27 protein-coding genes and 1 pseudogene are annotated in these 25,034 nt (G+C 64.4%); 19 read left to right on the forward strand and 9 right to left on the reverse strand.

Annotated elements, in window-relative coordinates; translation table 11 throughout:
* The first annotated feature begins 45 nt into the window (after nucleotides 1-45).
* Nucleotides 46-627: a YceI family protein gene (locus tag GEU84_RS00985; protein ID WP_152823640.1), complete on the forward strand. Its 582-nt coding sequence runs from the start codon at nucleotides 46-48 to the stop codon at nucleotides 625-627.
* Nucleotides 628-689: 62 nt separating this feature from the next.
* Here the strand turns inward: GEU84_RS00985 and GEU84_RS00990 are convergent, their stop codons facing one another.
* Together GEU84_RS00990 and GEU84_RS00995 are read right to left on the reverse strand one after the other, a co-directional pair.
* A complete protein-coding gene (locus GEU84_RS00990) occupies nucleotides 690-1,259 on the reverse strand; it encodes an NYN domain-containing protein (RefSeq protein ID WP_152823641.1) in 570 nt (189 codons plus the stop codon).
* Between the two features lie 126 nt (nucleotides 1,260-1,385).
* Nucleotides 1,386-2,597, reverse strand: coding sequence for a cytochrome b/b6 domain-containing protein (locus GEU84_RS00995; RefSeq protein WP_152823642.1), 1,212 nt, complete (start codon nucleotides 2,595-2,597; stop codon nucleotides 1,386-1,388).
* Between the two features lie 173 nt (nucleotides 2,598-2,770).
* On the opposite strand from GEU84_RS00995, the gene fabD reads away from it, so the two are divergent.
* From fabD to GEU84_RS01015, 4 genes are all read left to right on the forward strand, one after another.
* The gene (gene fabD / locus GEU84_RS01000; protein ID WP_152823643.1) at nucleotides 2,771-3,703 is read left to right on the forward strand and encodes an ACP S-malonyltransferase; all 933 of its coding nucleotides are present in this window, start codon (nucleotides 2,771-2,773) and stop codon (nucleotides 3,701-3,703) included.
* A gap of 186 nt (nucleotides 3,704-3,889) precedes the next feature.
* Nucleotides 3,890-4,627 carry a 3-oxoacyl-[acyl-carrier-protein] reductase gene (gene fabG / locus GEU84_RS01005; RefSeq protein ID WP_152823644.1) on the forward strand — a complete coding sequence of 246 codons (738 nt, stop codon included), beginning with the start codon at nucleotides 3,890-3,892 and terminating at the stop codon, nucleotides 4,625-4,627.
* A gap of 193 nt (nucleotides 4,628-4,820) precedes the next feature.
* Nucleotides 4,821-5,054: an acyl carrier protein gene (locus GEU84_RS01010; RefSeq protein WP_152823645.1), complete on the forward strand. Its 234-nt coding sequence runs from the start codon at nucleotides 4,821-4,823 to the stop codon at nucleotides 5,052-5,054.
* 205 nt (nucleotides 5,055-5,259) lie between these two features.
* Nucleotides 5,260-5,847 carry a hypothetical protein gene (locus GEU84_RS01015; RefSeq protein WP_174539247.1) on the forward strand — a complete coding sequence of 196 codons (588 nt, stop codon included), beginning with the start codon at nucleotides 5,260-5,262 and terminating at the stop codon, nucleotides 5,845-5,847.
* A gap of 40 nt (nucleotides 5,848-5,887) precedes the next feature.
* Here the strand turns inward: GEU84_RS01015 and gloA2 are convergent, their stop codons facing one another.
* From gloA2 to pyrC, 4 genes are all read right to left on the reverse strand, one after another.
* Entirely contained in the window at nucleotides 5,888-6,271 is a 384-nt protein-coding gene (gene gloA2 / locus GEU84_RS01020) for an SMU1112c/YaeR family gloxylase I-like metalloprotein (RefSeq protein WP_152823647.1), read from the reverse strand.
* Between the two features lie 75 nt (nucleotides 6,272-6,346).
* Nucleotides 6,347-7,846 carry a replicative DNA helicase gene (locus GEU84_RS01025; protein ID WP_174539248.1) on the reverse strand — a complete coding sequence of 500 codons (1,500 nt, stop codon included), beginning with the start codon at nucleotides 7,844-7,846 and terminating at the stop codon, nucleotides 6,347-6,349.
* Between the two features lie 289 nt (nucleotides 7,847-8,135).
* On the reverse strand, nucleotides 8,136-8,834 hold the full coding sequence (locus tag GEU84_RS01030; RefSeq protein WP_152823648.1) for an orotate phosphoribosyltransferase: 699 nt from the start codon (nucleotides 8,832-8,834) through the stop codon (nucleotides 8,136-8,138).
* A 152-nt stretch (nucleotides 8,835-8,986) separates the two neighbouring features.
* Nucleotides 8,987-10,027 carry a dihydroorotase gene (gene pyrC, locus GEU84_RS01035; protein WP_152823649.1) on the reverse strand — a complete coding sequence of 347 codons (1,041 nt, stop codon included), beginning with the start codon at nucleotides 10,025-10,027 and terminating at the stop codon, nucleotides 8,987-8,989.
* Between the two features lie 150 nt (nucleotides 10,028-10,177).
* Between pyrC and GEU84_RS01040 the strand changes: the two genes are divergently transcribed.
* Entirely contained in the window at nucleotides 10,178-10,582 is a 405-nt protein-coding gene (locus GEU84_RS01040) for a lysozyme inhibitor LprI family protein (RefSeq protein ID WP_152823650.1), read from the forward strand.
* A 2-nt stretch (nucleotides 10,583-10,584) separates the two neighbouring features.
* Here the strand turns inward: GEU84_RS01040 and GEU84_RS01045 are convergent, their stop codons facing one another.
* Both GEU84_RS01045 and GEU84_RS01050 read right to left on the reverse strand, forming a co-directional pair.
* Nucleotides 10,585-11,550, reverse strand: coding sequence for a phosphoadenosine phosphosulfate reductase (locus GEU84_RS01045; protein WP_152823651.1), 966 nt, complete (start codon nucleotides 11,548-11,550; stop codon nucleotides 10,585-10,587).
* A 164-nt stretch (nucleotides 11,551-11,714) separates the two neighbouring features.
* Nucleotides 11,715-12,752 (reverse strand): glycosyltransferase family 2 protein, encoded by a 1,038-nt coding sequence (locus GEU84_RS01050; RefSeq protein ID WP_152823652.1) that lies wholly within the window; start codon nucleotides 12,750-12,752, stop codon nucleotides 11,715-11,717.
* A gap of 259 nt (nucleotides 12,753-13,011) precedes the next feature.
* Between GEU84_RS01050 and fabF the strand changes: the two genes are divergently transcribed.
* The 6 genes from fabF (at nucleotide 13,012) to GEU84_RS01080 (ending at nucleotide 18,487) form a co-directional block, all read left to right on the forward strand.
* On the forward strand, nucleotides 13,012-14,274 hold the full coding sequence (gene fabF, locus GEU84_RS01055; RefSeq protein ID WP_152823653.1) for a beta-ketoacyl-ACP synthase II: 1,263 nt from the start codon (nucleotides 13,012-13,014) through the stop codon (nucleotides 14,272-14,274).
* Nucleotides 14,274-15,449 carry an endolytic transglycosylase MltG gene (gene mltG / locus GEU84_RS01060; RefSeq protein WP_152823654.1) on the forward strand — a complete coding sequence of 392 codons (1,176 nt, stop codon included), beginning with the start codon at nucleotides 14,274-14,276 and terminating at the stop codon, nucleotides 15,447-15,449. The genes fabF and mltG overlap by 1 nt, the downstream gene beginning before the upstream one ends.
* Before the next feature lie 224 nt (nucleotides 15,450-15,673).
* The gene (locus GEU84_RS01065; protein WP_338144734.1) at nucleotides 15,674-15,964 is read left to right on the forward strand and encodes a hypothetical protein; all 291 of its coding nucleotides are present in this window, start codon (nucleotides 15,674-15,676) and stop codon (nucleotides 15,962-15,964) included.
* The gene (locus tag GEU84_RS01070) at nucleotides 15,912-17,255 is read left to right on the forward strand and encodes a DNA-packaging protein (protein ID WP_152823656.1); all 1,344 of its coding nucleotides are present in this window, start codon (nucleotides 15,912-15,914) and stop codon (nucleotides 17,253-17,255) included. Before GEU84_RS01065 ends, GEU84_RS01070 begins: the two co-directional genes overlap by 53 nt.
* A gap of 180 nt (nucleotides 17,256-17,435) precedes the next feature.
* Nucleotides 17,436-17,798: a hypothetical protein gene (locus tag GEU84_RS01075; protein ID WP_152823657.1), complete on the forward strand. Its 363-nt coding sequence runs from the start codon at nucleotides 17,436-17,438 to the stop codon at nucleotides 17,796-17,798.
* Between the two features lie 32 nt (nucleotides 17,799-17,830).
* On the forward strand, nucleotides 17,831-18,487 hold the full coding sequence (locus GEU84_RS01080) for a DUF3800 domain-containing protein (protein WP_152823658.1): 657 nt from the start codon (nucleotides 17,831-17,833) through the stop codon (nucleotides 18,485-18,487).
* Nucleotides 18,488-18,674: 187 nt separating this feature from the next.
* Here the strand turns inward: GEU84_RS01080 and GEU84_RS01085 are convergent, their stop codons facing one another.
* On the reverse strand, nucleotides 18,675-19,637 hold the full coding sequence (locus GEU84_RS01085; protein ID WP_152823659.1) for an IS1595 family transposase: 963 nt from the start codon (nucleotides 19,635-19,637) through the stop codon (nucleotides 18,675-18,677).
* Between the two features lie 130 nt (nucleotides 19,638-19,767).
* Here GEU84_RS01085 and GEU84_RS01090 point away from each other — a divergent pair, with 130 nt between their 5' ends.
* From GEU84_RS01090 to GEU84_RS01120, 7 genes and pseudogenes are all read left to right on the forward strand, one after another.
* A complete protein-coding gene (locus tag GEU84_RS01090) occupies nucleotides 19,768-19,962 on the forward strand; it encodes a DUF6471 domain-containing protein (protein ID WP_241427541.1) in 195 nt (64 codons plus the stop codon).
* Nucleotides 19,923-20,822: a hypothetical protein gene (locus GEU84_RS01095; RefSeq protein ID WP_152823661.1), complete on the forward strand. Its 900-nt coding sequence runs from the start codon at nucleotides 19,923-19,925 to the stop codon at nucleotides 20,820-20,822. Before GEU84_RS01090 ends, GEU84_RS01095 begins: the two co-directional genes overlap by 40 nt.
* A 304-nt stretch (nucleotides 20,823-21,126) precedes the next feature.
* Nucleotides 21,127-22,311 (forward strand): phage portal protein, encoded by a 1,185-nt coding sequence (locus GEU84_RS01100; RefSeq protein ID WP_152823662.1) that lies wholly within the window; start codon nucleotides 21,127-21,129, stop codon nucleotides 22,309-22,311.
* Nucleotides 22,312-22,313: 2 nt separating this feature from the next.
* A complete protein-coding gene (locus GEU84_RS01105; protein ID WP_152823663.1) occupies nucleotides 22,314-22,550 on the forward strand; it encodes a GTA head formation protein, RCAP_rcc01685 family in 237 nt (78 codons plus the stop codon).
* Nucleotides 22,550-23,101: an HK97 family phage prohead protease gene (locus tag GEU84_RS01110; RefSeq protein ID WP_420899254.1), complete on the forward strand. Its 552-nt coding sequence runs from the start codon at nucleotides 22,550-22,552 to the stop codon at nucleotides 23,099-23,101. The genes GEU84_RS01105 and GEU84_RS01110 overlap by 1 nt, the downstream gene beginning before the upstream one ends.
* A 27-nt stretch (nucleotides 23,102-23,128) precedes the next feature.
* Nucleotides 23,129-24,040, forward strand: a pseudogene (locus GEU84_RS01115) (phage major capsid protein); the annotation flags it as partial.
* A complete protein-coding gene (locus GEU84_RS01120; RefSeq protein WP_152823665.1) occupies nucleotides 24,030-25,034 on the forward strand; it encodes a GTA baseplate fiber-binding domain-containing protein in 1,005 nt (334 codons plus the stop codon). The pseudogene GEU84_RS01115 and the gene GEU84_RS01120, both read left to right, overlap by 11 nt.

Below are 25,034 nucleotides of genomic sequence, written 5' to 3' on the forward strand. Positions count from 1 at the left end.
ATCTATGCCCCAGACGCATTCGTCCTTCCCAACCCGGAGACTTCGATGACCCGTTTCTTCCCCGCCCTGGCTTTCGCATCGGCGCTGGCACTTGGCACCGCCGCACAGGCCGCGCCCGAGAAATACACCCTGGACGCCAGCCACAGCCAGATCGTGTTTTCCTACAACCACCTGGGTTTTTCCACTGGCTATGGCATGTTTTCCGGCTTCAACGGCGAGATCATGTTCGATCAGGCCGACCCGGCTGCATCGTCGGTGACGGTGTCCTTCCCGGTGAACACCATGCTGACCGGCTGGCAGGAACGGTTTGACCATTTCATGTCTCCCGACTTTTTCGGCGCGACGGATGACGAGATGGTCACATTCACCTCGACCGGCATCGAAGTGACCGGCGAGAAAACCGCGCTGATCACCGGCGACCTGACGCTGAACGGTGTCACGAAATCGGTGGTGCTGGATGCGGTGCTGAACCAGGTCGGCGATCACCCGATGGCGGGCACGCCCTGGGCCGGCTTCAACGCCACCACCACGCTGCTGCGGTCAGACTATGGCCTCGGCATGTTCGCGCCCTTCGTGTCCGAAGAAGTGGCCGTGACGATCAGCGTCGAGGCGATGAAAGCCGAGTGATCCATCCTGCGGGATGACAACAGGCCGCCGGGGCAACCCGGCGGCTTTTTGCTGCACGGTGGTCAGCTGCCGCTGCGCTCAAGCTCCAGAACCAGCGCGCCGGCGTGAAAATGGCCTCGGATCAGATGCCCAGGTTCGCGCACCTCGGGGTGCGTTCCGGCCCAGTCGCGGAAGCGGTCGTTGCTGACGATGCGCGCGCCAAGGTCGCGGGCGGCGGCCAGCAGCACCGGGTCGGCCTGCGTGCCCTTGCCCACCACCATCACCCGGTCTGCGGGCAGGCCCAGCTGCGCCGCCAGCGCCCCGTCATGCTGATAACGCCCTGAGGTCAGGTGGCCCGCATTGGCGTCGAACACCACACCGGGGCTGTAACCTTGCGCCTTCAGGTGGTCCACCACCGCCCGCACCGTGGCAATCCGCGGCGTGCCATCCTGCCAGTGCATCACGTTTGATCCGTCAATCACGACCCAGCGCGGGGCCCTGGCCACCCGGCCACGCGCAGACCGCAGCAGCAGAAACAGACTGGCCAGCGCGCAGGGCACGGCCAGCAGCAAAAGATCGGCCAGCCCGGGCAGCAGAACCGCCCAGGCCACACCTGCCAGCGAAAGCAGCAACAAAATCAGCGGAACCATCATGCGGCCAGGTTACAGCCGCGCCGCCGGTTCGGCCAGCGCGGTCTTGGCCCGCGCGGGCGTTCAATCGACAGGGTTTGCATCAAAGGCGCAGCATCTTGCCTTCAAACCCCCGCGCGCAGCGGGTGCCTATTCCACCCGCTGCGCCGTCAGCGTGACATTCACCACCACGCCAAAGCCCACCGATGACTCGTCGCTGTAACTCGCCCCCATGCCAAAATCGCGGCGGTCCAGCGTGGTGCTGCCCTGCATCGTGGCCGTGTCGCCGGTGATGGTCAGGGTGAAGGGTAGGCTGACGGGCTGTTGCACCCCGCGCAGGCTGAGGGTGCCCTGGGCCACATAGCCCTGATCCGCCGGCAGAATATCGGCGGTGAAGGTGGCAGCGGGGTGTGTGGCGGTGTCAAGGAAATCCGCCGTCTTGGCCTGCGCGGTCACTGACCCCAGCGTCAGGCTGTCAGTGGCGATGCTGACGGTGACGGTGCCGTGCTTGCCCTCCACCGCCGCCTCGTCGAACACGATCGCGGCGGTCCAGTCGGCAAAGCTGCCCTGCACCTCGGCCCCCATCTGGCGCACGCCAAAGCCAAGGGTGCCTTCGGTGACTTGCCAGTTCGGCCCGGCAGAAGTGGTCGCCGGGGCAGGGGCCTCGGCCACCACCGGCGCGGGCTGCGGTGCCTCATGCGCGGGCATCAGCGCAAAGGCCACGCCTGCCCCCACGGCATAGATCGCCGCTGCGGCCACGGCGGGCCAGCTGCGGTGCCGCGCGCGCGCCTTGCCCGCCGGGCGGCCCGAGATCATGCGCCGCAGCGTGGCGTCGCGGTCGATCAGGTGATGTTTCAGTGCGCCTGCAACATGCGCCAGAATCGTCACGATCAGGATTTTCGTGAACAGCCAGTGCATTGCCGCCGCCGTTTCGGCCACAGTCACCGATTGCGGCACAAAGGGCAGGCCCTGACCGAACGGCCACAGGATCGGCGCAAAGCCGGTGGTGGCGGCATGTTCCACCCAGCCCGACAAGGGCACGATGACCAGCGACAGATACAGCAGCCAATGCGCCACCTCGGCCAGCGCGGTTTCCGCCCGCCGTTCGGGGTGCAGGGCCTGCGGGCGGGTCTGCACCAGCGCCCACAGAATGCGGATCAGCGCGACAAAGAACACCGCCACCCCCAGCGTCTTGTGCAGGGAAAACAGCTGCGCCTTCTGCGCCAGCGCCTCGGACGTGTCATAGGGCAAGTCATTGGCGATCAGCCCCAGCGGTATTGCGGTCAGGATCATCAGGGCGGTCAGCCAGTGCAGGATGCGGGCGACCGACCCATAGGATTGGGTGGTATTGGCGAGCGGCATGAAAGCCTCCGGTAAGTTGCGACGGCCCTGCGCGTGGCCGCGATCATGTTGCAGCGCAGCATAGCACCCCGGGGCAGGGGGCGGAACACCGTCGCCCGCACAGCTTTTGTGCGAAACATTGCACGCGCTTGCCGCTTCGCGCTATGCCGGGGCAAAGCAAACAGGAGATTGCCATGACCCGCGCATTCGTTTTCCCCGGGCAGGGGGCCCAGACCATCGGCATGGGCCGTGCCCTGGCCGAGGCCTATCCCGCTGCGAAGGCCGTGTTTGACGAAGTGGATGATGCGCTGGACGAAAAGCTGTCGGCGCTGATCTGGGATGGGGCGATCGATGATCTGACACTGACGCAGAACGCCCAGCCCGCGCTGATGGCCACATCCATGGCGGCGCTGGCCGCGCTGAAATCCGAAGGTATCGGCATCGACAGCGCCGCTTTTGTGGCCGGGCACAGCCTGGGCGAATATTCGGCGCTTTGCGCCGTGGGGTCGCTGGCGCTGGCCGATACCGCCCGCCTGCTGCGCATCCGGGGGGCCGCGATGCAAGAGGCCGTGCCGGTGGGCGTGGGCGCGATGGCCGCCCTGCTGGGCCTTGATTTCGCCACCGCGGCCGAGGTCGCGGCCGAGGCTGCGGGTTCGCAGGTCTGCCAGGCCGCAAATGACAATGACCCCGGGCAGGTGGTGGTTTCGGGCCACCGCGAGGCGGTGGAGCGCGCGCTGGTGATCGCCAAGGCGCGCGGGGCCAAACGCGCGCTACTGCTGCCGGTGTCGGCCCCCTTTCACTGTTCGCTGATGGCCCCGGCGGCGGCGGTGATGGGCGAGGCGCTGGCCGGTGTGGTGATCAGCGCGCCCGAAGTGCCGGTGGTGGTGAATGTGCGGGCCGAGGCGGTGACGGAACCCGACCGCATCCGCGCCCTGCTGATTGCGCAGGTCACAGGCTCTGTCCGCTGGCGCGAATCCGTGCTGTGGATGGAGGGTGCGGGCGTGACCGATTACTGGGAAATCGGCGCGGGCAAGGCGCTGTCGGGCATGATCAAGCGCATCGTCAGCGGGGCCACCACCCGCGCCGTGGGCACGCCCGAGGATGTGGCGGCAGCCGTGGCGGGGTGACGGTCAGGCCTTCCGGTTGCACCGGGCAGGTTGCCGCGCGCCATTGCATGCCTGTGGTTGCATGGTGGTGGCAGCGGCAACGTCCTTCAACTTTTCCTCGGTGAATGTCGCTTGTCCAGAAACAGCGCGGGTGGAAAACTGCAAAATCCGCTGCTAAACACGCCGAAATCTGTATGGGGGATGATCATGTTCGATCTGACGGGTAAATCGGCGCTGGTGACGGGCGCTTCGGGGGGTATCGGCGGGGCAGTGGCGCGGGCGCTGCACGGGGCAGGCGCCTCGGTTGCGCTGTCGGGCACAAGGGCCGGGCCGCTGGAGGCGCTGGCGGCGGAACTGGGCAGCCGCGCCCATGTGCTGCCCTGCGACCTGTCCGACATGGCGGCGGTGGATGCGCTGCCGAAACAGGCGGCTGACGCCATGGGCGCCGTGGATATTCTGGTGAACAATGCAGGCATCACCCGTGACGGGCTGATGATGCGCATGTCAGATGACGACTGGGATCAGGTGATTGCCGTGAACCTCGGCTCCACCTTCCGGCTTTGCCGTGGGGTGCTGCGCGGCATGATGAAGGCGCGCTGGGGCCGCATCGTCAACATCACTTCCGTGGTGGCCCAGGCAGGCAACCCGGGGCAGGCCAATTACGCCGCCGCCAAGGCCGGGGTGGCGGGCATGTCGCGCTCGCTGGCGCAGGAAATCGCCAGCCGGGGCGTGACGGTGAATTGCGTGGCCCCCGGCCTGATTGCCACCGCCATGACCGACAAGCTGAACGACGAACAGCGCGGCAAGATTCTGGCCGGCGTGCCTGCGGGCCGGATGGGCGAACCAGCGGAAGTGGCCGCCGCCGTGCTGTTCCTCGCATCAGCGGAAGCTGCCTATATCACAGGCGCCACGCTGGACGTGAACGGCGGCGGCGACATGCTCTGACCGGGTCGCGCGGGGGCGGCGGTGCGGCGCGCGGGAAAGCGTTTGCCAAGCCCGTCACCCCTTGCTATAGGCGCGAAGGAAGACCCCGGAACCATGTTTTCCGTGGCACCGCGCGAAGGCGCGGCACGAACCGCCCCTCGGGGCAAGGGACACGAAGACCGGGAAACCTCCCGCAACGGATAAGGAACTGACAATGAGCGACATCGCTGTTCGGGTTAAGAAGATCGTCGTCGAGCATCTTGGCGTCGAGGAAGACAAGGTAACTGAGAATGCCTCGTTCATCGACGATCTGGGCGCCGACAGCCTTGATACGGTCGAGCTGGTGATGGCGTTCGAAGAAGAATTCGGCATCGAGATCCCGGATGACGCGGCCGAAACCATCCAGACCTTCGGCGACGCGGTAAAGTTCATCAGCGAAGCGGCCTGAGGTTTCGGGATGTGGTTACGGAAAGGGCACCCGCGAGGGTGCCTTTTTTGCTTTTGGACGGCGAACTGCCGATGGGAGTTTGCGGAAGCAAGAAAGACTTTGTGTTTCGTACAAGTTCGCGGAAAACTGTATTGGAGAATTCAACTAGAACTTTATCGAAGAAAGGCCTTCATCTATGAAGGGTAGGTCGTTTCCGCATGCTATTGTGCCAATCAGTGAAGACGACCTCGCGTTGCTATCTATGTCAGATGACGAAATTGCCATCAAGAACAGCAATTTTTCATTTGATTTCGATGAAATGCACAAGAGGATGTTTAGCGGAGACCGCTCGTATCAGTTGATTCAAGCGCATTTATATTGCGAGCATATTGTTTTGCAGATGGTGCGCGAGGCCTTGCCCTTTCCAGAGGAAATTTCTGTCGATAGAATGGGTTTCGCCCAAAGGTTCCAACTTGTGATGGCGCTGGGTTTGATAGATAAGAAGCTTGCTGCGCCTATCAAAATGATCAACAAGTTAAGGAACAAGGTCGCGCACGATTTGACATTTAGCGTATCCGAGGCCGATGCCAAAAGCTTATTTGATTGCACCCCGAGTGATCTGATTGAAGCTGTACTTGATATGCCAAGTCGGTGTGGAAATGCCGCAAGCTTTGAAGACTTGTTGTTTGTTGTCGTCGTAAAGTTTGATATTGTCAGGCAACAGCATGTGGTTCAACGGGTTCTTGGCAGAAAGTCGCAAATCCACTTGAGGGATGCATTGAATAAGGCTTACCCACTAATAAAGAACGCATAACCAATTCATTATTGTGCTTCTGATTGGTTTTAAGACCACCCTACCCCTCATACACCTCAAGCGGCAGCCCATCCGGGTCCGCGAAAAACGTGAACCGCCGCCCGGTCAGCGCATCCACCCGCACCTCCTCCACCGCCACGCCCAGCTCCTCCAGCCAGGCTTTGCAGGCCTCCACATCCGCCACGGCAAAGCACAGATGCCGCAGGCCCTGCGCCTCGGGGCGCGAGGGGCGCGGCGGGGGGTTGGGGAACGAAAACAGCTCGATCTGCCCGCCATCGGGCAGGGCAAGATCCAGCTTCATCGACTGCCGCTCCACCCGGTTGGTTTCGGCAATCACCCGCAGGCCCAGCACGTCAACATAGAAATGCCGCGACCGGGCATAGTCAGAGCAGATGATGGCCGCGTGATGGAAACCCAGAAGCATGGTGTTGATTCCGTTATCAATCCGATGAAGAACGACAGGCCTGCACCCCGCCGGGGCGGGCCCGTTGCGCCCGCATCAATACCGCCCGCCGTCCTGCTGCCAGGGTTTCACCAGATTGCCAAAGCGGGTGAAGCGGCCTTCAAAGCTCAGCTCCACCGTGCCGATCGGCCCGTGGCGCTGCTTGCCGATCACGACCTCGGCCTTGCCATGGACCTGCTCCATGATCGCCTGCCATTTCGCCATGGCCTCCAGATCGTGATCGCCCGGCTTTTCGCGTTCCTTGTAATATTCGTCGCGGTAGACGAACATCACCACATCGGCATCCTGTTCAATCGAGCCGGATTCGCGCAGGTCACTCAGTTGGGGCCGCTTGTCCTCGCGGCTTTCCACCTGACGGGAAAGCTGCGACAGGGCGACCACGGGAATGTTCAGCTCCTTGGCGATGGCCTTCAACCCTTGGGTGATTTCCGACACCTCGTTCACCCGGTTGTCGTTTTTTCCCGTGCCCTTCAGCAGTTGCAGGTAATCCACCATCAGCACATCAAGCCCGTGCGTGCGCTTCAGCCGCCGCGCGCGGGCCGCCACCTGGCTGATCGGCAGGGCAGGCGTGTCGTCGATATACAGCGGGCAGGCCTCCAGTGATTTCGCCGCCTCGACGAAACGGCGGAACTCGGCCTCGGTCATGTCGCCGCGCCGGATCTGTTCCGACGGCACTTCGGATGCTTCTGACAGGATACGTGCCGCCAGTTGCTCGGCGCTCATCTCCAGGCTGAAAAAGCCCACCACCCCGCCTTCCACCGCGCCATCATGCCCGTCATGGGTGCGCCCGCGCTTGTAGGCCTTGGCGATGTTGAAGGCGATGTTGGTGGCCAGCGAGGTCTTGCCCATCGACGGGCGGCCCGCGAGGATCAACAGGTCAGACGGGTGCAGCCCGCCCAGCTTCTTGTCCAGGTCGACCAACCCGGTGGAAATGCCCGCCAGCCCGCCATCGCGCTGATAGGCGGCATTGGCCACGTTCACCGCATCGGTCACGGCCTTGAGGAAGCTTTGAAACCCGCGTTCCGCATGGCCCTGCTCGCCCAGTTTGTAAAGCCGCTGCTCCGCCTCGACGATCTGTTCCTTCGGCTCGGAGGCCACATCCACCTTGGCCGCCTTGGCCGAGATATCCCGGCCAAGGGCGATCAGTTCGCGCCGCACCGCCAGATCATAGATCATCTGCGCATAGTCGCGCGCGGCAAAGGCCGAAATCGCCGCCCCCGCCAGACGTGCCAGATAGGCCGGCCCGCCCAGTTGCCGCAGCCCTTCGTCATCCTCCAGAAACGCCTTCAGCGTGACCGGCGAGGCCAGAGCGTTCTTCAATATCCGCGCCGAGGCGATCTCGAAAATCCGGCAATGCACCGGGTCAAAGAAATGCTCGGCCTTCACGATGGATGAGATGCGGTCATAGACCTCGTTGTTGGTCAGGATGACACCCAGCAACTGCTGTTCGGCCTCGATATTGTGCGGCAGCGTGTCGCCTTCGGCCCGCCCGGCGGTGTCCGGCAGGTTGGGCCGGAAAGTCGTGATCTCGTTCATGTTCTGCCCTGTCTCTGCGGTCCGATCCCGGCCCTGCGGATTGGTCCCGCCAGTCCCGGTCAGCCCTGCTGCCCTTGTTCTTGCCCCCCGGCATAGCGGCTGTGCGGTGCCGATCAAGCCGGGAAAGATCGGTGGAAAAGTTGCCGCAAAACCTGTGGAAAAGCCGGTGACATGGCCGCCGTCTCCCACATCTTGCGGTGTCGCCTATGCATCATACCATGAAACGCGATTCGGGTCAGCGGCGCTTCTGTCTTATCCCCAATCTGTCACAGGGTTCTCCACAAGCCGCTCAGGGCGCTGTCGTCACGTCGGCGGGTTTCCGCGCCTCCTGCCATTGGCGGGGCGCGGTCAGGAACGCCTCCACCTCGGCCAGCGTGGCCGCATCAAACGCGCCCTGCGCCCGGGCTTCGGCCAGCACATCCCACCAGGTGCACAGGTGATGCAGCGTCACGCCATGCGCGGCCAGCCTCTCCTCGGTGCCCGGAAAGATGCCATAGTAAAAGATCACCGCCGTATGCGCGCAGTCCGCCCCGGTCTCGCGGATCGCATCGACAAAGGACAGCTTGCTGCCCCCGTCGGTCGTCAGATCCTCCACCAACAGCACGCGCTGCCCGGGTGTCATCGCACCCTCGATGCGGGCATTGCGCCCGTAACCTTTGGGCTTTTTCCGCACATAGGTCATCGGCAGCGCCATCCGTTCGGCCACCAGTGCCGCAAAGGGAATGCCCGCCGTCTCGCCGCCCGCGATATTGTCGAACGCCTCGAACCCCGCGTCGCGCATCACCGTCACGGTCAGGAAATCCATCAGCGCGGACCGGATGCGCGGATAGGAAATCAGCTTGCGGCAGTCGATATAGGTGGGCGAAGGCAGGCCCGAGGCCAGGATGAACGGCTCGGCGGCATTGAAATGCACAGCCCGGATCTCCAGCAGCATGCGCGCGGTCAGCCGGGCGATCTCTTCGCGGGGCGGGAAAGCGGTAGGGATCATGCGCATCGTCCTTCTTCTGTCTGCATTTTCTGTCTCAAAATATCCCCGCCGGAGGCCTCCGCCGCCCGGCAAACAGCGACCGGCCACCAGCCCCGCGCGCGGCAGCGCCGCCAAGCGGGGGCTCGATGCCCCCCGAGGCGGCACCCCCGGCCTCAGGCGTCCACATGCCAGTGCAGCGCGAAGCCGGGGTCGAAGACCGTCACCGGCCCGGCCTCGGTCAGGATCTTGTCGGGCAGTTCCAGCGCCGCGCCGCGCGTCAGCGTCAGGCGCGCCTCGGTCAGCGGCAGGCCGTAGAACCCGGCACCGTTCAGGGCGCAGAACGCCTCCAGCCGGTCCAGCGCGCCCATCTCTTCGAACACGTGGGCCAGAATGGGCATTGTGTTCGTGGCGGTGAAACAGCCGGCACAGCCGCAGGCATGTTCCTTCAGCGCGTCCACATGCGGGGCGGAATCGGTGCCAAGGAAAAACCGCGCCTCGCCCGATGTGGCCGCTTGGCGCAGCGCCAGACGGTGCTCCTCGCGCTTCGCCACCGGCAGGCAGTAGTAGTGCGGCTTGATCCCGCCTACCAGTATATGATTGCGGTTGATGATCAGGTGATGCGTCGTGATCGTGGCGGCCAGATCATCGCCGCCCGACCGCGCATAGGCCACGCCCTCGGCTGTGGTGATATGCTCCATCACCACGCGCAGGCCGGGGTTCGCGCGGCGCAGGGGCTCCAGCACGGTGTCGATGAACACGGCCTCGCGGTCAAAGATGTCAACCTCGGGTGTCGTCACCTCGCCATGGATGCACAGGGGCAGGCCGATCTCGGCCATCCTGTCCAGCACGGCGCGCACGCGGGCGAAATCGCGCACGCCACCGTGGCTGTTGGTGGTGGCCCCGGCGGGGTAAAGCTTCACCGCCTTCACCAGACCGCTGGCATGGGCGGCGGCCACATCGGCGGGGTCGGTGTCTTCGGTCAGATAGAGGGTCATCAGGGGCTCGAACACCGCGCCTTCGGGCAAGGCGGCCATGATGCGGTCGCGGTAGGCCGCGGCATCGGCGGCCGTCACCACGGGGGGCACCAGATTGGGCATGATGATTGCGCGGGCGAAATGCCGGGTGGTTTCGGGCAGCACACCTTGCAGAACCGCGCCGTCGCGCAGGTGCAGGTGCATGTCATCGGGGCGGCGGATGGTGATGCTGAGGCTCATGCGCTTGCGCGTAGCGCATCAGGGCTGCGGATTCCAGTGGCTTTGCGGCGGTGGCGGTAGCACGGGCGCAAATAGCGGGGGTGCAAACCGCTGGCGCGGCGGGCGCGATTGGTGTTTGGTTGGCATCTGATCCAAGCCGAAGGTGCCCCGATGTCCCGCTTGCTGCCGCTGATCCTGCCCGCCGTTCTGGCCTTTGCCGCCCTGCCTGTCGCCGCGCAGAACGTGAACTGCAACACCGCGCAGACGCAGGTGGAGATGACCTTTTGCGCCGAACAGGACTGGCTGGTGGCAGATGACGATCTGAACGCCGCTTACCGCGAGGCGCGCGACATGATGCGCGCCATCGACGCCAACCTGCCGGTGGTGCAGCGCGGCGCGGAAGAACAGTTGCGCAACGGCCAGCGCGCCTGGGTGACGTTCCGCGATGCCACCTGCGCCGCCGAGGGCTATGCCTTTCACGGCGGGTCGGCAGAGCCGATGATCATCTATTCCTGCCGCGCGCGTCTGACGCAGCAGCGCGCGGCGGATCTGTGGCTGATGTCACAGCCTTACTGACCTTACAGCGTGGCTGAACTTGTGGCTGGGCCTGCGGCGGCGGCGCTTTCCAGTTCGGCCAGCCGCTTGCGGAAACGCGGCGCGTTGAGCCGCTGGCTGACCGAACGGCACACCATGATCTCGCGCGCCGGGCGGCCCTCGGTCAGCGCCCAGAGCGTGCGCAGATAAGGGCCGTATTGCCGTCGCCCGCGCCAGAGGCTGTGAAACAGCGGGGCTGACATGCGGCCTTCGCAGGCGGCCTCGATCAGCTGCGACAGGATGTTCATCTGGGTCAGTGCCTGCGGCAGGTCGGCCCGGCGGGTCAGGTGGCGGCAGCGCAGTTGTGTGACATAGGGTTTGGTGAACAGGGCCGCATGCATGGCGTCCAGCGGTTGCGCCGGGTCATGCAGCACGAACACCTCGCCGGTGCCCTCGGTCATGTCGGGGGCGAAACCGTAGCGGTCGGTGAAGGACAGGCGGCGTTTGGCCATGTCGCGCCGGTCCCATCCGGCCACCGCCGGGTCCAGCGTGGCGCGGGGTTGCAGGGCCAGCACGGTGGCCCCGGGGGCGGTGACGGAATAGGCGCAGGCGGCATAGCCCCCCATGCCCGAGCCATAGAACACCACGCGGTCGAAATCCTCGAAAAACGCATCATCCACCAGCCGGTCGAAATAGCGGTAGACGGCGGCGTCACGATACCAGGTGTCACCCTCGGCGATCAGGCACAGATGCGACCAGCCTTTTGCCGCGGCGATGGCATGGCCTGCGGGCATTTGCCCCGGTGTGGCGCGGATGGCGGCCAATGATTCGAACGTGACCAGCAAGACCGGGCTTTGATCGCTGAAAAATGCCCAATGCGCATCGCCCAGCGGCTGAAAATACCCGGCCTCCTCGCCGATGTCATCCATCAGGGCAAGCCAGGAGTCACGGTCGGTCGCCCCGGCGGCATCGGGGGCCGCAGCGGGCGATACAGGCACATCAACAGACATTTTCTCAACCTTTGCGCAGAAAATCCGGCGGGTGACACCGGATCTGGTCATCAAGGCTGCCAGTGTGGCGCGGCGAAAGCATGCGGGCAATGGGGCAGAGATGCGGCAGTTGGCGGAAATCCGCGAACAGTGCGGGGCGATTGTTTCGCCGGTGTGGCCGGTGGTCAGGTCAGCCGCGCGGCCCCGCTGTGCTGCCAGATCGGGCGCAGCTCATCCGGTGTCAGCACCCGGCTGGGGGGGGTCAGCAGCAGGCGGCCATAAAGCGCGCGCCAGGGTTCCTCGGCCATCAGGGCGGCAAAGCGGGCGTGGCGCCACGCAACGCCCTCGGCATGCAGGCGCGCCAGTGCGGGGTCGGATTTCAGTTCGGCCAGCAGGGGGGCGCTGCGGGGGGCAATGGCCACAATGCTGGCATCCTCGGTGTCGCAGAAGTTGCGGTCCACCCAATAGCCCATGTCAAAGGTCGAAGCCTCGCGGTTGGCGCGGCCCCGGTCGCATTTCACGATGTAGCTTTCCATCGCGCCAAGGGCGTAGTGGTTGAGCTGCACCAGCTGGTAGTTGTCCTGGCCAAAGACCGAAAACAGCCGCTGGGTGTGGAACAGGGGGGGCAGTTCGCGGCCCGATCCGTCGAACCAGCGTTGGGCGGGCAGGCGGGTCTTGTCGGGGCTGCGCGGGCGGTGGACGCCCAGCTTGCGGTAGCTGCCGTCATTGCGGAACAGCGTCTTGAACAGCGCCGCCCGCCATGGCCAGTAAAGCACGGCGGGGGCGGCGCGGGTGAAGGTTGCGGTGACGGGCGCGTCGGTGAAGGCGGTGACACCGGCATTGCCGAACATGCGCCAGGTCAGGGGGATCGCGGTGGCATCCGGCAGGGCCGCCAGCAGGGCGGGCAGGGTGCGGTCGCCCGCGTGAATGTTCACGAATTCGTCGATGTCCGACACAAGCACCCAGTCGGCGGCGGCCATCAGCGGGTGACGGTCGGCCTGTTTCAGTGCCGCCCATTGCGGGCCTTCGGGGAAAGGGCCGATGTTGCGGATGTGGGTCAGCTGTCCCATGGCTTGCAGCCGGTCCAGCATCGCATCGGTGCCATCCGTGCAATCGTTGGAAAACACGAGGAAATCTGTAAAACCGCAGGCGCGGTGATGCGCCAGCCATTCCAGCAGGAAGGCCGCCTCGTTGCGCAGGGTCAGGATGGCGAGGAAACGCATCGGGCTCTTTCGCTGGGCTGTGTGGTGCTTGGCCTAGCACGGGCCGCGCTTGCGGGGAAAGCGTTTCGGGCGATTGCGCGCGGTCTGGAAACAATGGCGGGTGGCGGCGGGCCGCCCAGGGATCGCCCGGCGATTGTTGCGCGGGCCGGGCGGGCCGTGTATCACCCGGGCGGACACTGGCCCCGGCGGGGCGGGAATGACAGCCCCGTCGGGGCAAAGGTTAACTGCCCCTGCGGGGCATGGATAAGGAAAGCTGCCGATGCGTCGCGTTGTTGTCACGGGTCTGGGGATGGTCACGCCGCTGGCTTGCGGGGTGGAAGAAACCTGGAGCCGCCTGATCGCGGGGCAGTCTGGCGCGGGGCCGATCACCCGGTTCGATGCGTCGCGGGTGGTCACGCAATATGCCTGCGAGATCCCGATGGGTGACGGCACCGACGGCACGTTCAACCCCGATGACTGGATGGAGCCGAAGGACCGCCGCAAGGTGGATGATTTCATCCTGTATGGCATGGCGGCGGCGGTGCAGGCGGTGCGGGATTCGGGCTGGGAACCTGCGAATGAAGAGGAGCGCTGCCGCACCGGGGTGATGATCGGGTCGGGCATCGGCGGGCTGACCTCGATCGCTGAAACCGCGGTGCTGATCGCAGAGCGCGGGCCGAAACGGGTATCGCCGTTCTTCATTCCCGGGGCGCTGATCAACCTGATTTCGGGGCAGGTTTCCATTCGCTTCGGCTTCAAGGGGCCGAACCATGCGGTTGTGACGGCCTGTTCGACGGGCGCGCATGCCATTGGCGATGCGGCGCGGTTGATTCAATGGGGCGATGCGGATGTGATGATCGCGGGCGGCGCGGAGTCGCCGATTAGCGAGATCGGGATTGCGGGGTTCAACGCCTGCAAGGCGCTGAGCACCAAGCGGGCGGATGATCCGACCAAGGCCAGCCGCCCCTATGACGCCGACCGCGATGGTTTCGTGATGGGCGAAGGCGCGGGTGTGGTGGTACTGGAGGAATACGAACACGCCGTGGCGCGGGGGGCAAAGATTTACGCCGAGGTGCTGGGTTACGGGCTGTCGGGCGATGCCTATCACATCACGGCACCTGCCGAGGATGGCGATGGCGGATTCCGGTCGATGCAGATGGCGCTGAAACGCGCGGGGCTGGAACCGGCGGCGGTGGATTACATCAACGCGCATGGCACATCCACCATGGCCGACACGATTGAATTGAAGGCGGTGGAGCGGATGCTGGGCGAAGCGGCAGCGGGGGCGACGATGAGTTCGACCAAATCGGCCACCGGGCATCTGCTCGGGGCGGCGGGGGCCGTGGAGGCGATATTCGGCGTGCTGGCGCTGCGCGACCAGGTGGCGCCGCCGACGATCAACCTCGACAATCCGGCGGTGGTGCCGGTGCTGGATCTGGCGGCCAATGTGGCGGTGAAGCGGAAGATCGACGTGGTGCTTTCCAATTCCTTCGGGTTCGGGGGCACCAATGCCTCGCTGATCCTGGGCCGGGTGGCGGGCTGATGTGGCGCTCCATCGCCTCGAACGCGCTGACGCTGTTCATTGCCGTGCTGGTGCTGGCGGCGGGGCTGCTGGCCTGGGGGCGGGAAGAGTTTACCGGGCCGGGGCCGCTGGCCGAGGCGGTCTGTGTGCGGGTGGAGCGGGGGGCCTCGCTTTCGGCCGTGTCGCGCACGCTGGAAGCGCAGGGCGCGGTATCGGATGCGCGGATTTTCCGCATCGGGGCAGATTATGCTGACCGGGCGGGCGGGCTGAAATTCGGGTCGTATCTGGTGCCGCCGGGGGCCTCGATGACCGAGGTGCTGGATATCCTGACCACCAGTGGCCAGTCGACCTGCGGGCGCGAGGTGATCTATCGCATCGGCGTGCTGACCGCAGAAATGGTGCTGCGCGAGCTTGATGCGGCGACCAACCGCTATGTCGAGGTGGTGGCCTTTGACCCGGCCGCCGATGCGCCCCCGGCGGAATATGTCGATGCGGCCGAAGCGGATGACCTGCGCTGGCGCGTGACGCTGGCCGAGGGCGTGACAAGCTGGCAGGTGGTGGAAAGCCTGAAACGGGCCGATTTCCTGACCGGCGAAGTGGCGGCGGTGCCGCCAGAGGGCAGCCTTGCCCCCGACAGCTATGAGGTGGCGCGGGGCGACGACCGCGCGGCGCTGCTGGGGCTGATGGCGGAACGGCAGACCAGCATTCTGGCCGACCTTTGGGCCGCACGGGCCGAGGGGCTGCCCTATGAGACGCCCGAAGAGGCACTGGTGATGGCCAGCATCGTGGAAAAGGAAACCGGCATCGCCGAGGAACGGCGGCAGGTGGCGAGCGTGTTCGTGAACCGGATGCGGCAGGGCATGCGGTTGCAGACCGACCCGACGGTGATCTATGGCATCACCAATGGCGAGGGTGCGCTGGGGCGCGGGTTGCGGCAAAGTGAGCTTCGCCGCGCAACGCCTTACAATACCTATGTGATTGACGGATTGCCCCCCACGCCCATCGCCAACCCCGGGCGGCTGAGCATCGAAGCGGCGCTGAACCCCGATACCACCGACTACATCTTCTTTGTGGCGGATGGCACGGGCGGGCATGCCTTTGCGACCAATCTGGCCGATCACAACACCAATGTGGCGGCCTGGCGGGCGATCGAGGCGCAGCGGGGCGAGGAACCCACTGGCGTACAGGGCGACTGATGGTTAAGGCGCGGTTAACGCAGCGCGCGCCAAGCCATTGATAGCGCTGCGTTTTTAGATTGACTTTGCGCCCGGTCCGATGTAGGACTTGGGGCATGCTGGAAGAAATGGGCGAGCGGCGCGGGGCAACCTGTTGCCGCTTTTTCATTTCCCTCGTGCGGAGCGGCAAGGGGCGGGCGTAAGCGACAATGACAATCACATTCTCCGTCGGGGAACCGCCGCCAGTGGATATTCTGGCGGCGACAGAGGAACTTTATCGGGACATCGCGGCAGAGCTGATCCGGGCGCGGGACAAGATCCGCGACGGGGAGCTGGACGAGGTCAAGACCGCCGTGCAGGCGGTGAAAGACCTGAAAACCGCATTCCAGATGGTGATGGATGAAAGGACCAGGGTTGAAAAACTCCGCAAGCAGGTTGCCGGGGTCGTCCACGATTACGCCCTCGACTTTGACGCCGCGCGCGATGAGATCGGGCGCAGGCTGGCTCGCCTCCGCGACGCCGGAAGTGGTGGATGAGTTTCTGGGGGGCTTGGGTGACAATCCGCTGCTGGCGCTGCCCTGGATGTTCGAATTCTGGGCGCTGCCGCATCAGTTGCCACCCGATGGGGCGTGGAAAAGCTGGGTGATCATGGGGGGGCGCGGTGCGGGCAAGACCCGCGCCGGGGCCGAATGGGTGCGCGCCGAGGTGGAAGGCGCGCGGCCCCTGGACCCGGGCCGGTCTAGGCGCGTGGCGCTGGTGGGCGAAACCATCGAGCAGGTGCGCGAGGTGATGGTGTTCGGCGACAGCGGTTTGCTGGCCTGCTCGCCCCCCGACCGCCGCCCGGAATGGGAGGCCACGCGCAAGCGGCTGGTCTGGCCCAATGGCGCGGTGGCGCAGGTGTTTTCGGCGCATGAGCCGGAATCCTTGCGCGGGCCGCAGTTCGATGCCGCCTGGGTGGACGAACTGGCGAAATGGAAGCGGGCGGAGGAGGCGTGGGACATGCTGCAATTCGCGCTGCGGCTGGGCGATCACCCGCGGCAGGTGGTCACGACCACGCCGCGCAATGTGGGGGTGCTGCGGGCGATTCTGAAGAACCCCTCGACCGTGATCACCCATGCGCCGACCGAGGCGAACCGCGCCTATCTGGCGGCCTCGTTCCTGGAGGAGGTGAAGGCGCGCTATGCCGGAACCCGGCTGGGGCAGCAGGAACTGGCGGGCGAATTGCTGGAGGATGTGGACGGTGCGCTGTGGACCACGGCAGGGCTGGAGGCGGGGCGGCGTGACGTGGCCCCGGCGTTCAGCCGCGTGGTGGTGGCGGTGGACCCGCCGGTGTCGGGGCATCAGGGGTCGGACGAATGCGGAATCGTGGTGGTGGGGGCGGTGACCGAGGGCCCGCCGCAGGATTGGCGCGCGGTGGTGCTGGAGGATGCGTCGGTGACGGCGGCCTCGCCCGAGACCTGGGCGCGTGCGGCGCTGGATGCGATGGCGCGGCACGGTGCCGACCGGATGGTGGCCGAGGTGAACCAGGGCGGCGATCTGGTGGAGGCGGTGATCCGGCAGATTGACCCGCTGGTGTCTTTGCGCAAGGTGCGGGCGTCGAAGGGCAAGGTGGCCCGGGCCGAGCCGGTGGCGGCGCTGTATGAACAGGGCCGGGTGACGCATCTGCGCGGGCTGGGGCGGCTGGAAGACCAGATGTGCCGAATGTCGGCGCGCGGCTATCAGGGCAAGGGCTCGCCCGACCGGGTGGATGCGCTGGTCTGGGCGCTGCATGAGCTGATGATCGACCCGGCGCAGCATTGGGTGCGGCCCGCGGTCAGGCGGCTGTAGCCGGGGGAGCCACGCTTGCGGGCATCGAGCCCGCGCGCGCGGCCTGCCGGCAGAGATACATGCGGCCGGTCAAGCGAGGCCGGACGGCGGAGGCCTGCGGCGCGGATATTTGCGGCCTTATGTAGCAAACGCACCAAGGAAATCATACCGCCAAACGACTGATCTGGCTATCCTGTGGCCATGCAGGAAAAGAGCATTATCAACGCGCTGCTGCATGTGCGGGCGCAGATCATCCGTGACCGGCTAGACGGGCTGGATCACGTCAACGCGCTGCTTGTGGCGCGCGGGGTGGTGCCTGAGGCGCAGCATGTGCCCCGCAAGCTTGCACAGCGCCGGGATACTGCCCGGCTGGCCCTGGACGCGCTGCGGTCTGGCCCCAAGCGCAGCAGCGAGGTTGCGGCGCATGCCATGGCTGCGGCTGGCCTGTCAGAGCAGAAGGCCAAGGCTATCATGTATCAGGCGCTGTATAACCTTCACAGGCGCGGGCTTGTGGCGCAGGATGGTAAGGTGTGGCGGCTGTCTAGTGATAAAGTGGCGGCTTGACTCTCTTAATCAGCGGCCACTATGTTCTTGCTATGTCCAGAGCATACATTTTTTCCGACGAGGCCGGGTGTTTTTCCTTTGCAAGAAATGCACGTGCTAGCAAGTATTTTTTGGTCTGCACTGTAACCATTTCGGACTGCAGCCTTGGAGGCGATCTTCTGGCACTGCGCCGTGACATGGTTTGGCGTGGCTTACCTGTTAGGGAAGATTTCCATGCCACAGAAGACAAACAGGAAGTGCGCAATGAGGTTTATGCGTTCATTGCTGGTCATGATATTCGGGTTGACGCGACAATACTAGAAAAGTCAAAGGCTCAGCCTCACACCCGGGAATCTTCTGATAGATTTTACAAATATGCTTGGTATTATCACTTCAAGCATGTTGGCCCAAAAATTCTTCGTGGTAGCACAGAAGCCATGATTACTGCGGCAGCGCTCGGGACAAAAAAAGGCCAAGCAGTCTACACCGCAGCCGTGAATGACGTCATGCAGCAAACAACGAAAGGGAAGAAATGGAAGACTTGTTTCCCGAGGGCGGTTGCAGACCCATGCCTGCAAATCGCTGACTACTGCGCTTGGGCAATACAACGGAAATGGGAAAGAGATGATACAAGATCATACGATCTCATCTCAGGTAAAATCGAAACAGAGTATAACTTGTGGCGTACTGGTGTGGTGCATTATTATTAGGAAAAGTTGTGGCCCGCAATCTCAGCTATCCCGAAGGAAGCGCCCGAGGGGGCTTGTCACTGAGCAAGGGCCACTATCTGAATATAGTGTGTTAGCGCGATTCCGTCAATGGAATCAGTCACTTTTGAGGTATTATCTATTAGTGCCTTGATAAGTAAGGCGCTTGTTGCCTTCCCTGCACTGGCCCTCACGCCACCCGCTGCCAGTAGCCCTTCCAGACCCGGCTGACGGGCGCGCCCATGGCGGACTGCACCAGCCCATAGGCCAGCGCGCCGTTGCTCTGGCGGCGGTTGTCTTCCAGCCATGCGGCTTGGTTGGCATACTGGTGCAGGTATTTCGGGCTGACGTGGTGATGCTGCCCGACGACCATGCGGCGCAGGCGGGAGAAGTAGCTTTCGGCCCAGTTGGTGTGCTTGCCGTGGTCGCTGTAAACTTCGCTGTGGTTCACGCGGTCCACTGACCAGCCTGCATGCAGCATGTCCCAGTGCGAGGCTTCATCAGCCGACAGGGTAGCCATGCGGCTGACGTTCTCATTCACCAGCGCCACGCCATCGGCCTCTGCCATGGCCACCACGGGCAGGGTGCGGCCAAGGCGCTCACGCATGACCACGACGACGCGGCGGCGTCCGTTCTGGTGTTCCTTGCGGCGACGGTCCACACGGTCGGCTTTCAGGTTGGCCGGGCGGATGGTGCCGCCGAAGTAAGCGCCATCAACCTCGACATGGCCCGACAGAACTTCGCCGGTCTGCACTTCGGTCGCCATGGCTTCGCGCAGCTTGTGCGCCAGCACGAAGGCCGTTTTATATTGGCAGTCCAGATCGCGGGAAAGCTGCACCATGGAAACGCCTTTGGAGGCGTTCACGGTGATGCAGATCGCGGCCAGCAGATCGACGAAAGCCATTTTGCGGCTGGCGAAGATGGTGCCCGAAGTGACGCTGAACTGGTGCGCGCAGGCCTTGCACTTGAACTTGCGGCGGGTGGTGATGGTGTAGGTTTCGCAGCAGCCGCACTGGGGGCAGATCGCATCGCCATCGGTTTCTGGCCAACGCATCTTGCAGAACGCTTCGTAAGCCGCTTCCTCGCCTGCCTTGTAGATCGCCTTGAGGCTCAGAGTGCGAGCAGCGGCGGAAAGGAGGAAGTGTTGGGCCATTTTCATACCGTATCCGATGTTTACCTATCGAATATAGTATGTAGACATACTGCAAGCAAGGGAATATATACTGTTTACGATATTTTTTTACTGTAGGTGAAACATGCCGACACAAGACCCGTGGGAGGCCATGGCTGCGAACATCCTCAAGGCCGAGCTGAAGCGAAAGGGCGTGACATACGCCCAGCTTGTCGAGAAGCTGGCGGCTATTGGAATCAACGAGAAGGAAGCGAACGTTGCGAATAAGCTTTCCAGAGGGAAGTTCAGCGCGGCGTTCCTATTGCAATGCCTGAAAGCTATTGGCGAGGACCACTTGCGTTTGTAATTTTTGGTATAGTGCTGTCAGCGGTCGCTGCATTGCTGATCTGGGACTATGCCGCAATCCTAACCGAGCAAAGAGTGCGCTATGAGGAGGCTTCCCGCAGCTATGCTGATCAGGCCGCAGAGAGGATAAAGCGCGACTGCGGGGCCGACCTTGCTGCGGCGTCCTTGCGTGACTGCATTCGCAAGGAAATAGAAGCCGCCGAAGATAGTAAGCGCGCCGAGCGCGATCTTGATGCTCAAGAGACCATGGCCAGGTTTACGCGGGTGATGGGGTATACCGGCCTTATCGGGTTGGCTCTTGGCGTTGGCTCTGTGTATTTGATCTGGGCCACGCTGAGTGAAACCCAGAGGATGGCCAAGATTACGAGAGATATCGGTCAGAAGCAGGTGAGGGCATATATTGCTGTCACTGGTGCAGAACTTCTGGCGGACCTCGAGCACGGACGCATGATGGTTCGGATCTATATCAGAAATTCGGGGAATTCTCCGGCCACCATGGTAAAAGTTGGCGTTGTAATGGAAATGTTCAATCCTCGGGATGCCGAGGCTAACATCGGCTCCCTTGCTTGGAAGGCTCCCTTCCGTAACCCACACGCTGACATTGTTGCCAATGAAGTTCGTGAGATCAACCTCAGGCCAGCTAAGCTGATGTTCAATCGTGGCGCGTCCCCACGAACTTTCCGTCTGGCCGGGGAAGTGATCTATGCTGACGTTTTTTCCGAGACGGGCCTGGAAACACACACATATCGCTTCGCATTCTTTGCCAACGAAAACTTCGTTGGAGTCCCCATGGCTCTTGAAATGGCTCCAGCCCACTTGATCAGGGGCAAAAAGCATAAGAAAGCTAAGGAAAACAGCTAAGATCGATGTCATTTAGTCCTCCGCATGGGAGGAGTCGGCCACGTAGCACTCTCGCTTCTTGGTGCGTTTGCTACATAAGGCCGGATATTTGGGCCAGCGAGAAACGCAGCCTCGGGAGTTTGCCTCTGGTTCGCATTTTCTGTCTTAAAATATCCCCGCCGGAGGCCTCGACACTGGCCCCCGGCGCGGTGGCTGACGGTTTTCTGGCGGCAGCGCCGGCCGAGTGCCCCTCGATGGGGCCGAGGGCGGCTCCTCCGGGTGGACGATTTCAACGGGCGTCAGGCCCGGCGGACGAGGAGAGATCATGGTGTTTGATTTTCTGCGGCGGCAGGCGGCGCCTGTGGTGCCGGAGGTGAAGGCCTCGGCCACCGGGCCGGTGATTGCGTGGCAGGGCGGCGGGCGGGTGGCGTGGTCGCCGCGTGATGTGGTGTCTTTGACCCGGGCGGGGTTTCAGGGCAATCCGATAGGCTTTCGCGCGGTGACGCTGATTGCGGAGGCGGCGGCGGCCTTGCCACTGGTATTGCAGGACCATGAGCGGCGCTATGATCAGCATCCGGTGCTGGCGCTGGTGGCGCGGCCCAATGCGGTGCAGGGGCGGGCGGATCTGTTTCAGGCGCTTTATGCGCAGTTGTTGCTGTCGGGCAATGCCTATCTGGAGGCGGTGCCGGGTTCGGTTGTTGGTGGGGGCCGGGTGCCGGGCGAATTGCATGTGCTGCGGTCGGACCGGATGGCGCTGGTGCCGGGGGCGGATGGCTGGCCGGTGGCTTATGACTATGCCGTGGGGGGGCGCAAGCACCGTTTTGACATGACCGGGGGCACGCCGATCTGCCATATCAAGAGCTTCCACCCGCAGGATGACCATTACGGCTTTTCGCCGATGCAGGCGGCGGCGGTGGCGGTGGATGTGCATGTGGCGGCCTCGCGCTGGTCGAAGGCCTTGCTGGACAATGCGGCGCGGCCCAGCGGGGCGATCGTCTACAAGGGGCCGGACGGGCAGGCCAACCTGAGCCCCGAGCAGTATGACCGGCTGGTGGGCGAGATCGAGGCGAACCATCAGGGTGCGCGCAATGCCGGGCGGCCGATGCTGCTGGAAGGTGGGCTGGACTGGAAGCCGATGGGCTTTTCGCCCAGTGACATGGAGTTTCAGAAGACCAAGGAGGCGGCGGCGCGCGAGATTGCCATCGCCTTTGGCGTGCCGCCGATGCTGATGGGCATCCCCGGTGACGCGACCTATGCCAATTACCAGGAGGCGAACCGGGCGTTTTACCGGCTGACCGTGCTGCCCTTGGTGGCGCGGGTGACGGCGGCGGTGTCGCATTGGCTGGCGGGGTTTACCGGCGAGGCGGTGGAACTGCGCCCCGACCCCGACCAGGTGCCCGCGCTGGCGGTGGAGCGGGATCAGCAATGGGCGCGGGTGGGGGCGGCGGATTTCCTGACGGTGGCGGAAAAGCGCGCGGCGCTGGGGCTGCCGCGGATCGCGGAGGAATGACCATGCGCGAGGGGGGCTCGCGGTTTCTTTACGACAGCTTCGATGCGGCGGCGGCGCGGATCGAGGCGAACGAGCGCGTGGCCGAGGAACGCTGGTCGGGGCTGGAATACCGGTTGGGGCAGATAGAGGGCGCGCTGGACCGGCTGGAAAAGCGCGTGTGGCTGGGGGTGTATGGCGTGGCGGCGTTTCTGTTGACCGAAGGGGCGCAGGTTTTGCTGAAGGCGGCGATGAGGGGATGATGATGCAGGATTTCGGCGCGCCGGAGCGCAAGTTCCACCGGCCCGAGGCGGGGATCGTGGTGACGGAGGGGCATGTGGTGGCGGGTTACGCCAGCCTGTTCGGACGGCGCGACCAAGGCGGTGATGTGGTGCGGGCGGGGGCCTATGCGGCATCTTTGGCCGGGCTGGCCAAGGCGGGGCGGCGGGTGAAGATGCTGTGGCAGCATGACCCGGGCCAGCCCATCGGCGTGTGGGACGAGGTGCGCGAGGATGCCACCGGGCTTTACGTCAAGGGCCGCATCCTGACCGAGGTGGAACGCGGGCGCGAGGCGGTGGCCTTGCTGGCGGCGGGGGCGATTGACGGGTTGTCAATCGGCTATCGCACGGTGCGGGCCGAGCGGGACAGTGCGGGCGCGCGGGTGCTGGCCGAGGTGGAATTGTGGGAAGTGTCTTTGGTGACGTTTCCCATGCTGCCAGAGGCGCGGGTGCAGGCCAAGGCCGAGGCGGAGTTCGTCTGGCGCGATCTGGCGCAGATCTTTGAGGATGCGCGGCGGCGGCTGACGGCAGGCTGAGCGGGGTTCAACGGAAGGGATGACGAGATGACCGAGATGAAGGCTCGGGCCGGGGAAGATCTGCCCCGTGCCCATCCCGTTGCGGAGGTGAAGACCGCGATGGAAGGATTTCTGGGGGCGTTTGGCAGCTTTCAGATCGAAGTGAAGACGGCGTTGCAACAACAGGAAGAGCGACTGACCATGCTGGATCGGAAAACCATGACTTACGGGCGCCCTGCGCTGTCGGCGGCAGTCGAGGGCGACGTGCCGCATACCAAGGCGTTTGACGCCTATCTGCGCTCGGGCGATGACGATGGGTTGCGCGGCCTTGTGCTGGAAGGCAAGGCGATGAGCACAGCCGTGGCGGCGGATGGCGGCTATCTGGTGGACCCCAAGACGGCGGAAACCATCCAGTCGCTGCTGCTGTCCACGGCATCCATCCGCGCGATTGCCAATGTGGTGCATGTGGAGGCGACCAGTTTCGACGTGCTGGTGGACCGGACCGAGGTGGGGTCGGGCTGGGCGACCGAAGTGGCGGCCACGACCGAGACCGGCACGCCCACCATCGAGCGGATTTCCATTCCGCTGCATGAATTGTCGGCGATGCCGAAGGCCAGCCAGCGGCTGCTGGATGACAGCGCGTTTGACGTGGAGGGCTGGCTGGCAGGCAAGATTGCCACGCGGTTCATCCGGGCGGAATCGGCGGCCTTTGTCAGCGGTGACGGGGTGGACAAGCCGCGCGGCTTTCTGGCGGCGACCAAGGTGGCGAATGCAAGCTGGACCTGGGGCAACCTGGGCTATGTGGCGACCGGGGCGGCGGCGGATTTTGCCAGCACGAATGCGGCCGATTGCATCATCGACCTGATCTATGCGCTGGGGGCGCCTTACCGCGCCAATGCGGGGTTCGTGATGAATTCGAAAACCGCGGGCGCGGTGCGCAAGATGAAGGATGGAGGCGGCGGTCTATACCCCCAGCGATGCGGTGGATGAGCGGGTGGTGCCGCGTGCCTTTGTTGCACCGGTGCCAGTGTTTCCGGTGTTTCTGGACCTGCCGCTGCTGACGGGTGCCGAGGTGCCGCATGCGCCACATATTGCAGTGGCTGGCACGCCCTGGCCCGGTTCGGTGGCGCTGTGGTCGGCGGCGGAAGATGCGGGCTATGATGTAAACCGGCTGCTGGCAGCCCCGGCGGTGATCGGGGTGACGGAAACGGCACTGTTTGCCGCCCCGCTGGGCCTGTGGGACCGGGGAACGGCGCTGCGAGTGCGGGTCTATGGCGGCAGCCTGAGTGCCGCATCGGAACTGGCGGTGCTGAACGGGGCCAATGTGATGGCGATCGGTGACGGTTCGTCGGATCGGTGGGAGGTGTTTCAGTTCGCGCAGGCCGTGCTGGTTGAGCCGGGCACGTATGACATTTCGCTGCGGCTGCGGGGGCAGGCGGGCAGCGATGCTGTGATGCCGGAGGTCTGGCCTGCGGGCTCTTTGGTGGTGCTGCTGAACAAGGCGGTGCAGCAGGTGGAGCTGGCGGCCTCGGCGCGCGGGTTGGCGCGGCATTATCGGATTGGGGCGGCGGCGCGGGGCTTTGCTGATCCGGCGGTGGTGCACCGGGTAGAGGCGTTTCAGGGCATCGGGCTGCGGCCCTATGCGCCGGTGCATTTGCGGGCTGTGGCAGAGGGCGGCGACCTGCATCTGAGTTGGGTGCGGCGGGGGCGGCTGGACGGCGATACCTGGGAGTCGCAGGAGGTGCCGCTGGGCGAGGAGCGCGAGGCTTATCTGCTGCGGGTGACGGCGGGTGGTATGGTGTTGCGGGAGGTCGAGGTGGCGGGACCGGCGTGGACCTATACGGCGGCGATGCGGGGTGCCGATGGTATCAGCGGGGCCTATCAGATCGGCGTGGCGCAGGTGTCGGACAGGTTCGGGCCGGGGCCGTTCCGGCTGCTGGACCTGATGGCGTGA

Source organism: Fertoeibacter niger (assembly GCF_009380135.2).
Taxonomy (GTDB): domain Bacteria; phylum Pseudomonadota; class Alphaproteobacteria; order Rhodobacterales; family Rhodobacteraceae; genus Fertoeibacter; species Fertoeibacter niger.

Coding starts and splice junctions, on each gene's coding strand:
- GEU84_RS01025 (WP_174539248.1), bottom strand. CDS start 7,846: ATGAACGAGATCACGACTTTCCGGCCCAACCTGCCGGACACCGCCGGG.
- gloA2 (WP_152823647.1), bottom strand. CDS start 6,271: ATGCTTCTGGGTTTCCATCACGCGGCCATCATCTGCTCTGACTATGCC.
- GEU84_RS01040 (WP_152823650.1), top strand. CDS start 10,178: ATGTCCCGCTTGCTGCCGCTGATCCTGCCCGCCGTTCTGGCCTTTGCC.
- GEU84_RS01070 (WP_152823656.1), top strand. CDS start 15,912: ATGAGATCGGGCGCAGGCTGGCTCGCCTCCGCGACGCCGGAAGTGGTG.
- GEU84_RS01105 (WP_152823663.1), top strand. CDS start 22,314: ATGCGCGAGGGGGGCTCGCGGTTTCTTTACGACAGCTTCGATGCGGCG.
- GEU84_RS01030 (WP_152823648.1), bottom strand. CDS start 8,834: ATGATCCCTACCGCTTTCCCGCCCCGCGAAGAGATCGCCCGGCTGACC.
- GEU84_RS01075 (WP_152823657.1), top strand. CDS start 17,436: ATGCAGGAAAAGAGCATTATCAACGCGCTGCTGCATGTGCGGGCGCAG.
- GEU84_RS01120 (WP_152823665.1), top strand. CDS start 24,030: ATGGAGGCGGCGGTCTATACCCCCAGCGATGCGGTGGATGAGCGGGTG.
- fabF (WP_152823653.1), top strand. CDS start 13,012: ATGCGTCGCGTTGTTGTCACGGGTCTGGGGATGGTCACGCCGCTGGCT.
- GEU84_RS01045 (WP_152823651.1), bottom strand. CDS start 11,550: ATGTCTGTTGATGTGCCTGTATCGCCCGCTGCGGCCCCCGATGCCGCC.
- fabG (WP_152823644.1), top strand. CDS start 3,890: ATGTTCGATCTGACGGGTAAATCGGCGCTGGTGACGGGCGCTTCGGGG.
- GEU84_RS01050 (WP_152823652.1), bottom strand. CDS start 12,752: ATGCGTTTCCTCGCCATCCTGACCCTGCGCAACGAGGCGGCCTTCCTG.
- fabD (WP_152823643.1), top strand. CDS start 2,771: ATGACCCGCGCATTCGTTTTCCCCGGGCAGGGGGCCCAGACCATCGGC.
- GEU84_RS01010 (WP_152823645.1), top strand. CDS start 4,821: ATGAGCGACATCGCTGTTCGGGTTAAGAAGATCGTCGTCGAGCATCTT.
- GEU84_RS01080 (WP_152823658.1), top strand. CDS start 17,831: ATGTCCAGAGCATACATTTTTTCCGACGAGGCCGGGTGTTTTTCCTTT.
- GEU84_RS01085 (WP_152823659.1), bottom strand. CDS start 19,637: ATGGCCCAACACTTCCTCCTTTCCGCCGCTGCTCGCACTCTGAGCCTC.
- pyrC (WP_152823649.1), bottom strand. CDS start 10,027: ATGAGCCTCAGCATCACCATCCGCCGCCCCGATGACATGCACCTGCAC.
- GEU84_RS00995 (WP_152823642.1), bottom strand. CDS start 2,597: ATGCCGCTCGCCAATACCACCCAATCCTATGGGTCGGTCGCCCGCATC.
- mltG (WP_152823654.1), top strand. CDS start 14,274: ATGTGGCGCTCCATCGCCTCGAACGCGCTGACGCTGTTCATTGCCGTG.
- GEU84_RS00990 (WP_152823641.1), bottom strand. CDS start 1,259: ATGATGGTTCCGCTGATTTTGTTGCTGCTTTCGCTGGCAGGTGTGGCC.
- GEU84_RS01090 (WP_241427541.1), top strand. CDS start 19,768: ATGGCTGCGAACATCCTCAAGGCCGAGCTGAAGCGAAAGGGCGTGACA.
- GEU84_RS00985 (WP_152823640.1), top strand. CDS start 46: ATGACCCGTTTCTTCCCCGCCCTGGCTTTCGCATCGGCGCTGGCACTT.
- GEU84_RS01110 (WP_420899254.1), top strand. CDS start 22,550: ATGATGCAGGATTTCGGCGCGCCGGAGCGCAAGTTCCACCGGCCCGAG.
- GEU84_RS01100 (WP_152823662.1), top strand. CDS start 21,127: ATGGTGTTTGATTTTCTGCGGCGGCAGGCGGCGCCTGTGGTGCCGGAG.
- GEU84_RS01095 (WP_152823661.1), top strand. CDS start 19,923: ATGCCTGAAAGCTATTGGCGAGGACCACTTGCGTTTGTAATTTTTGGT.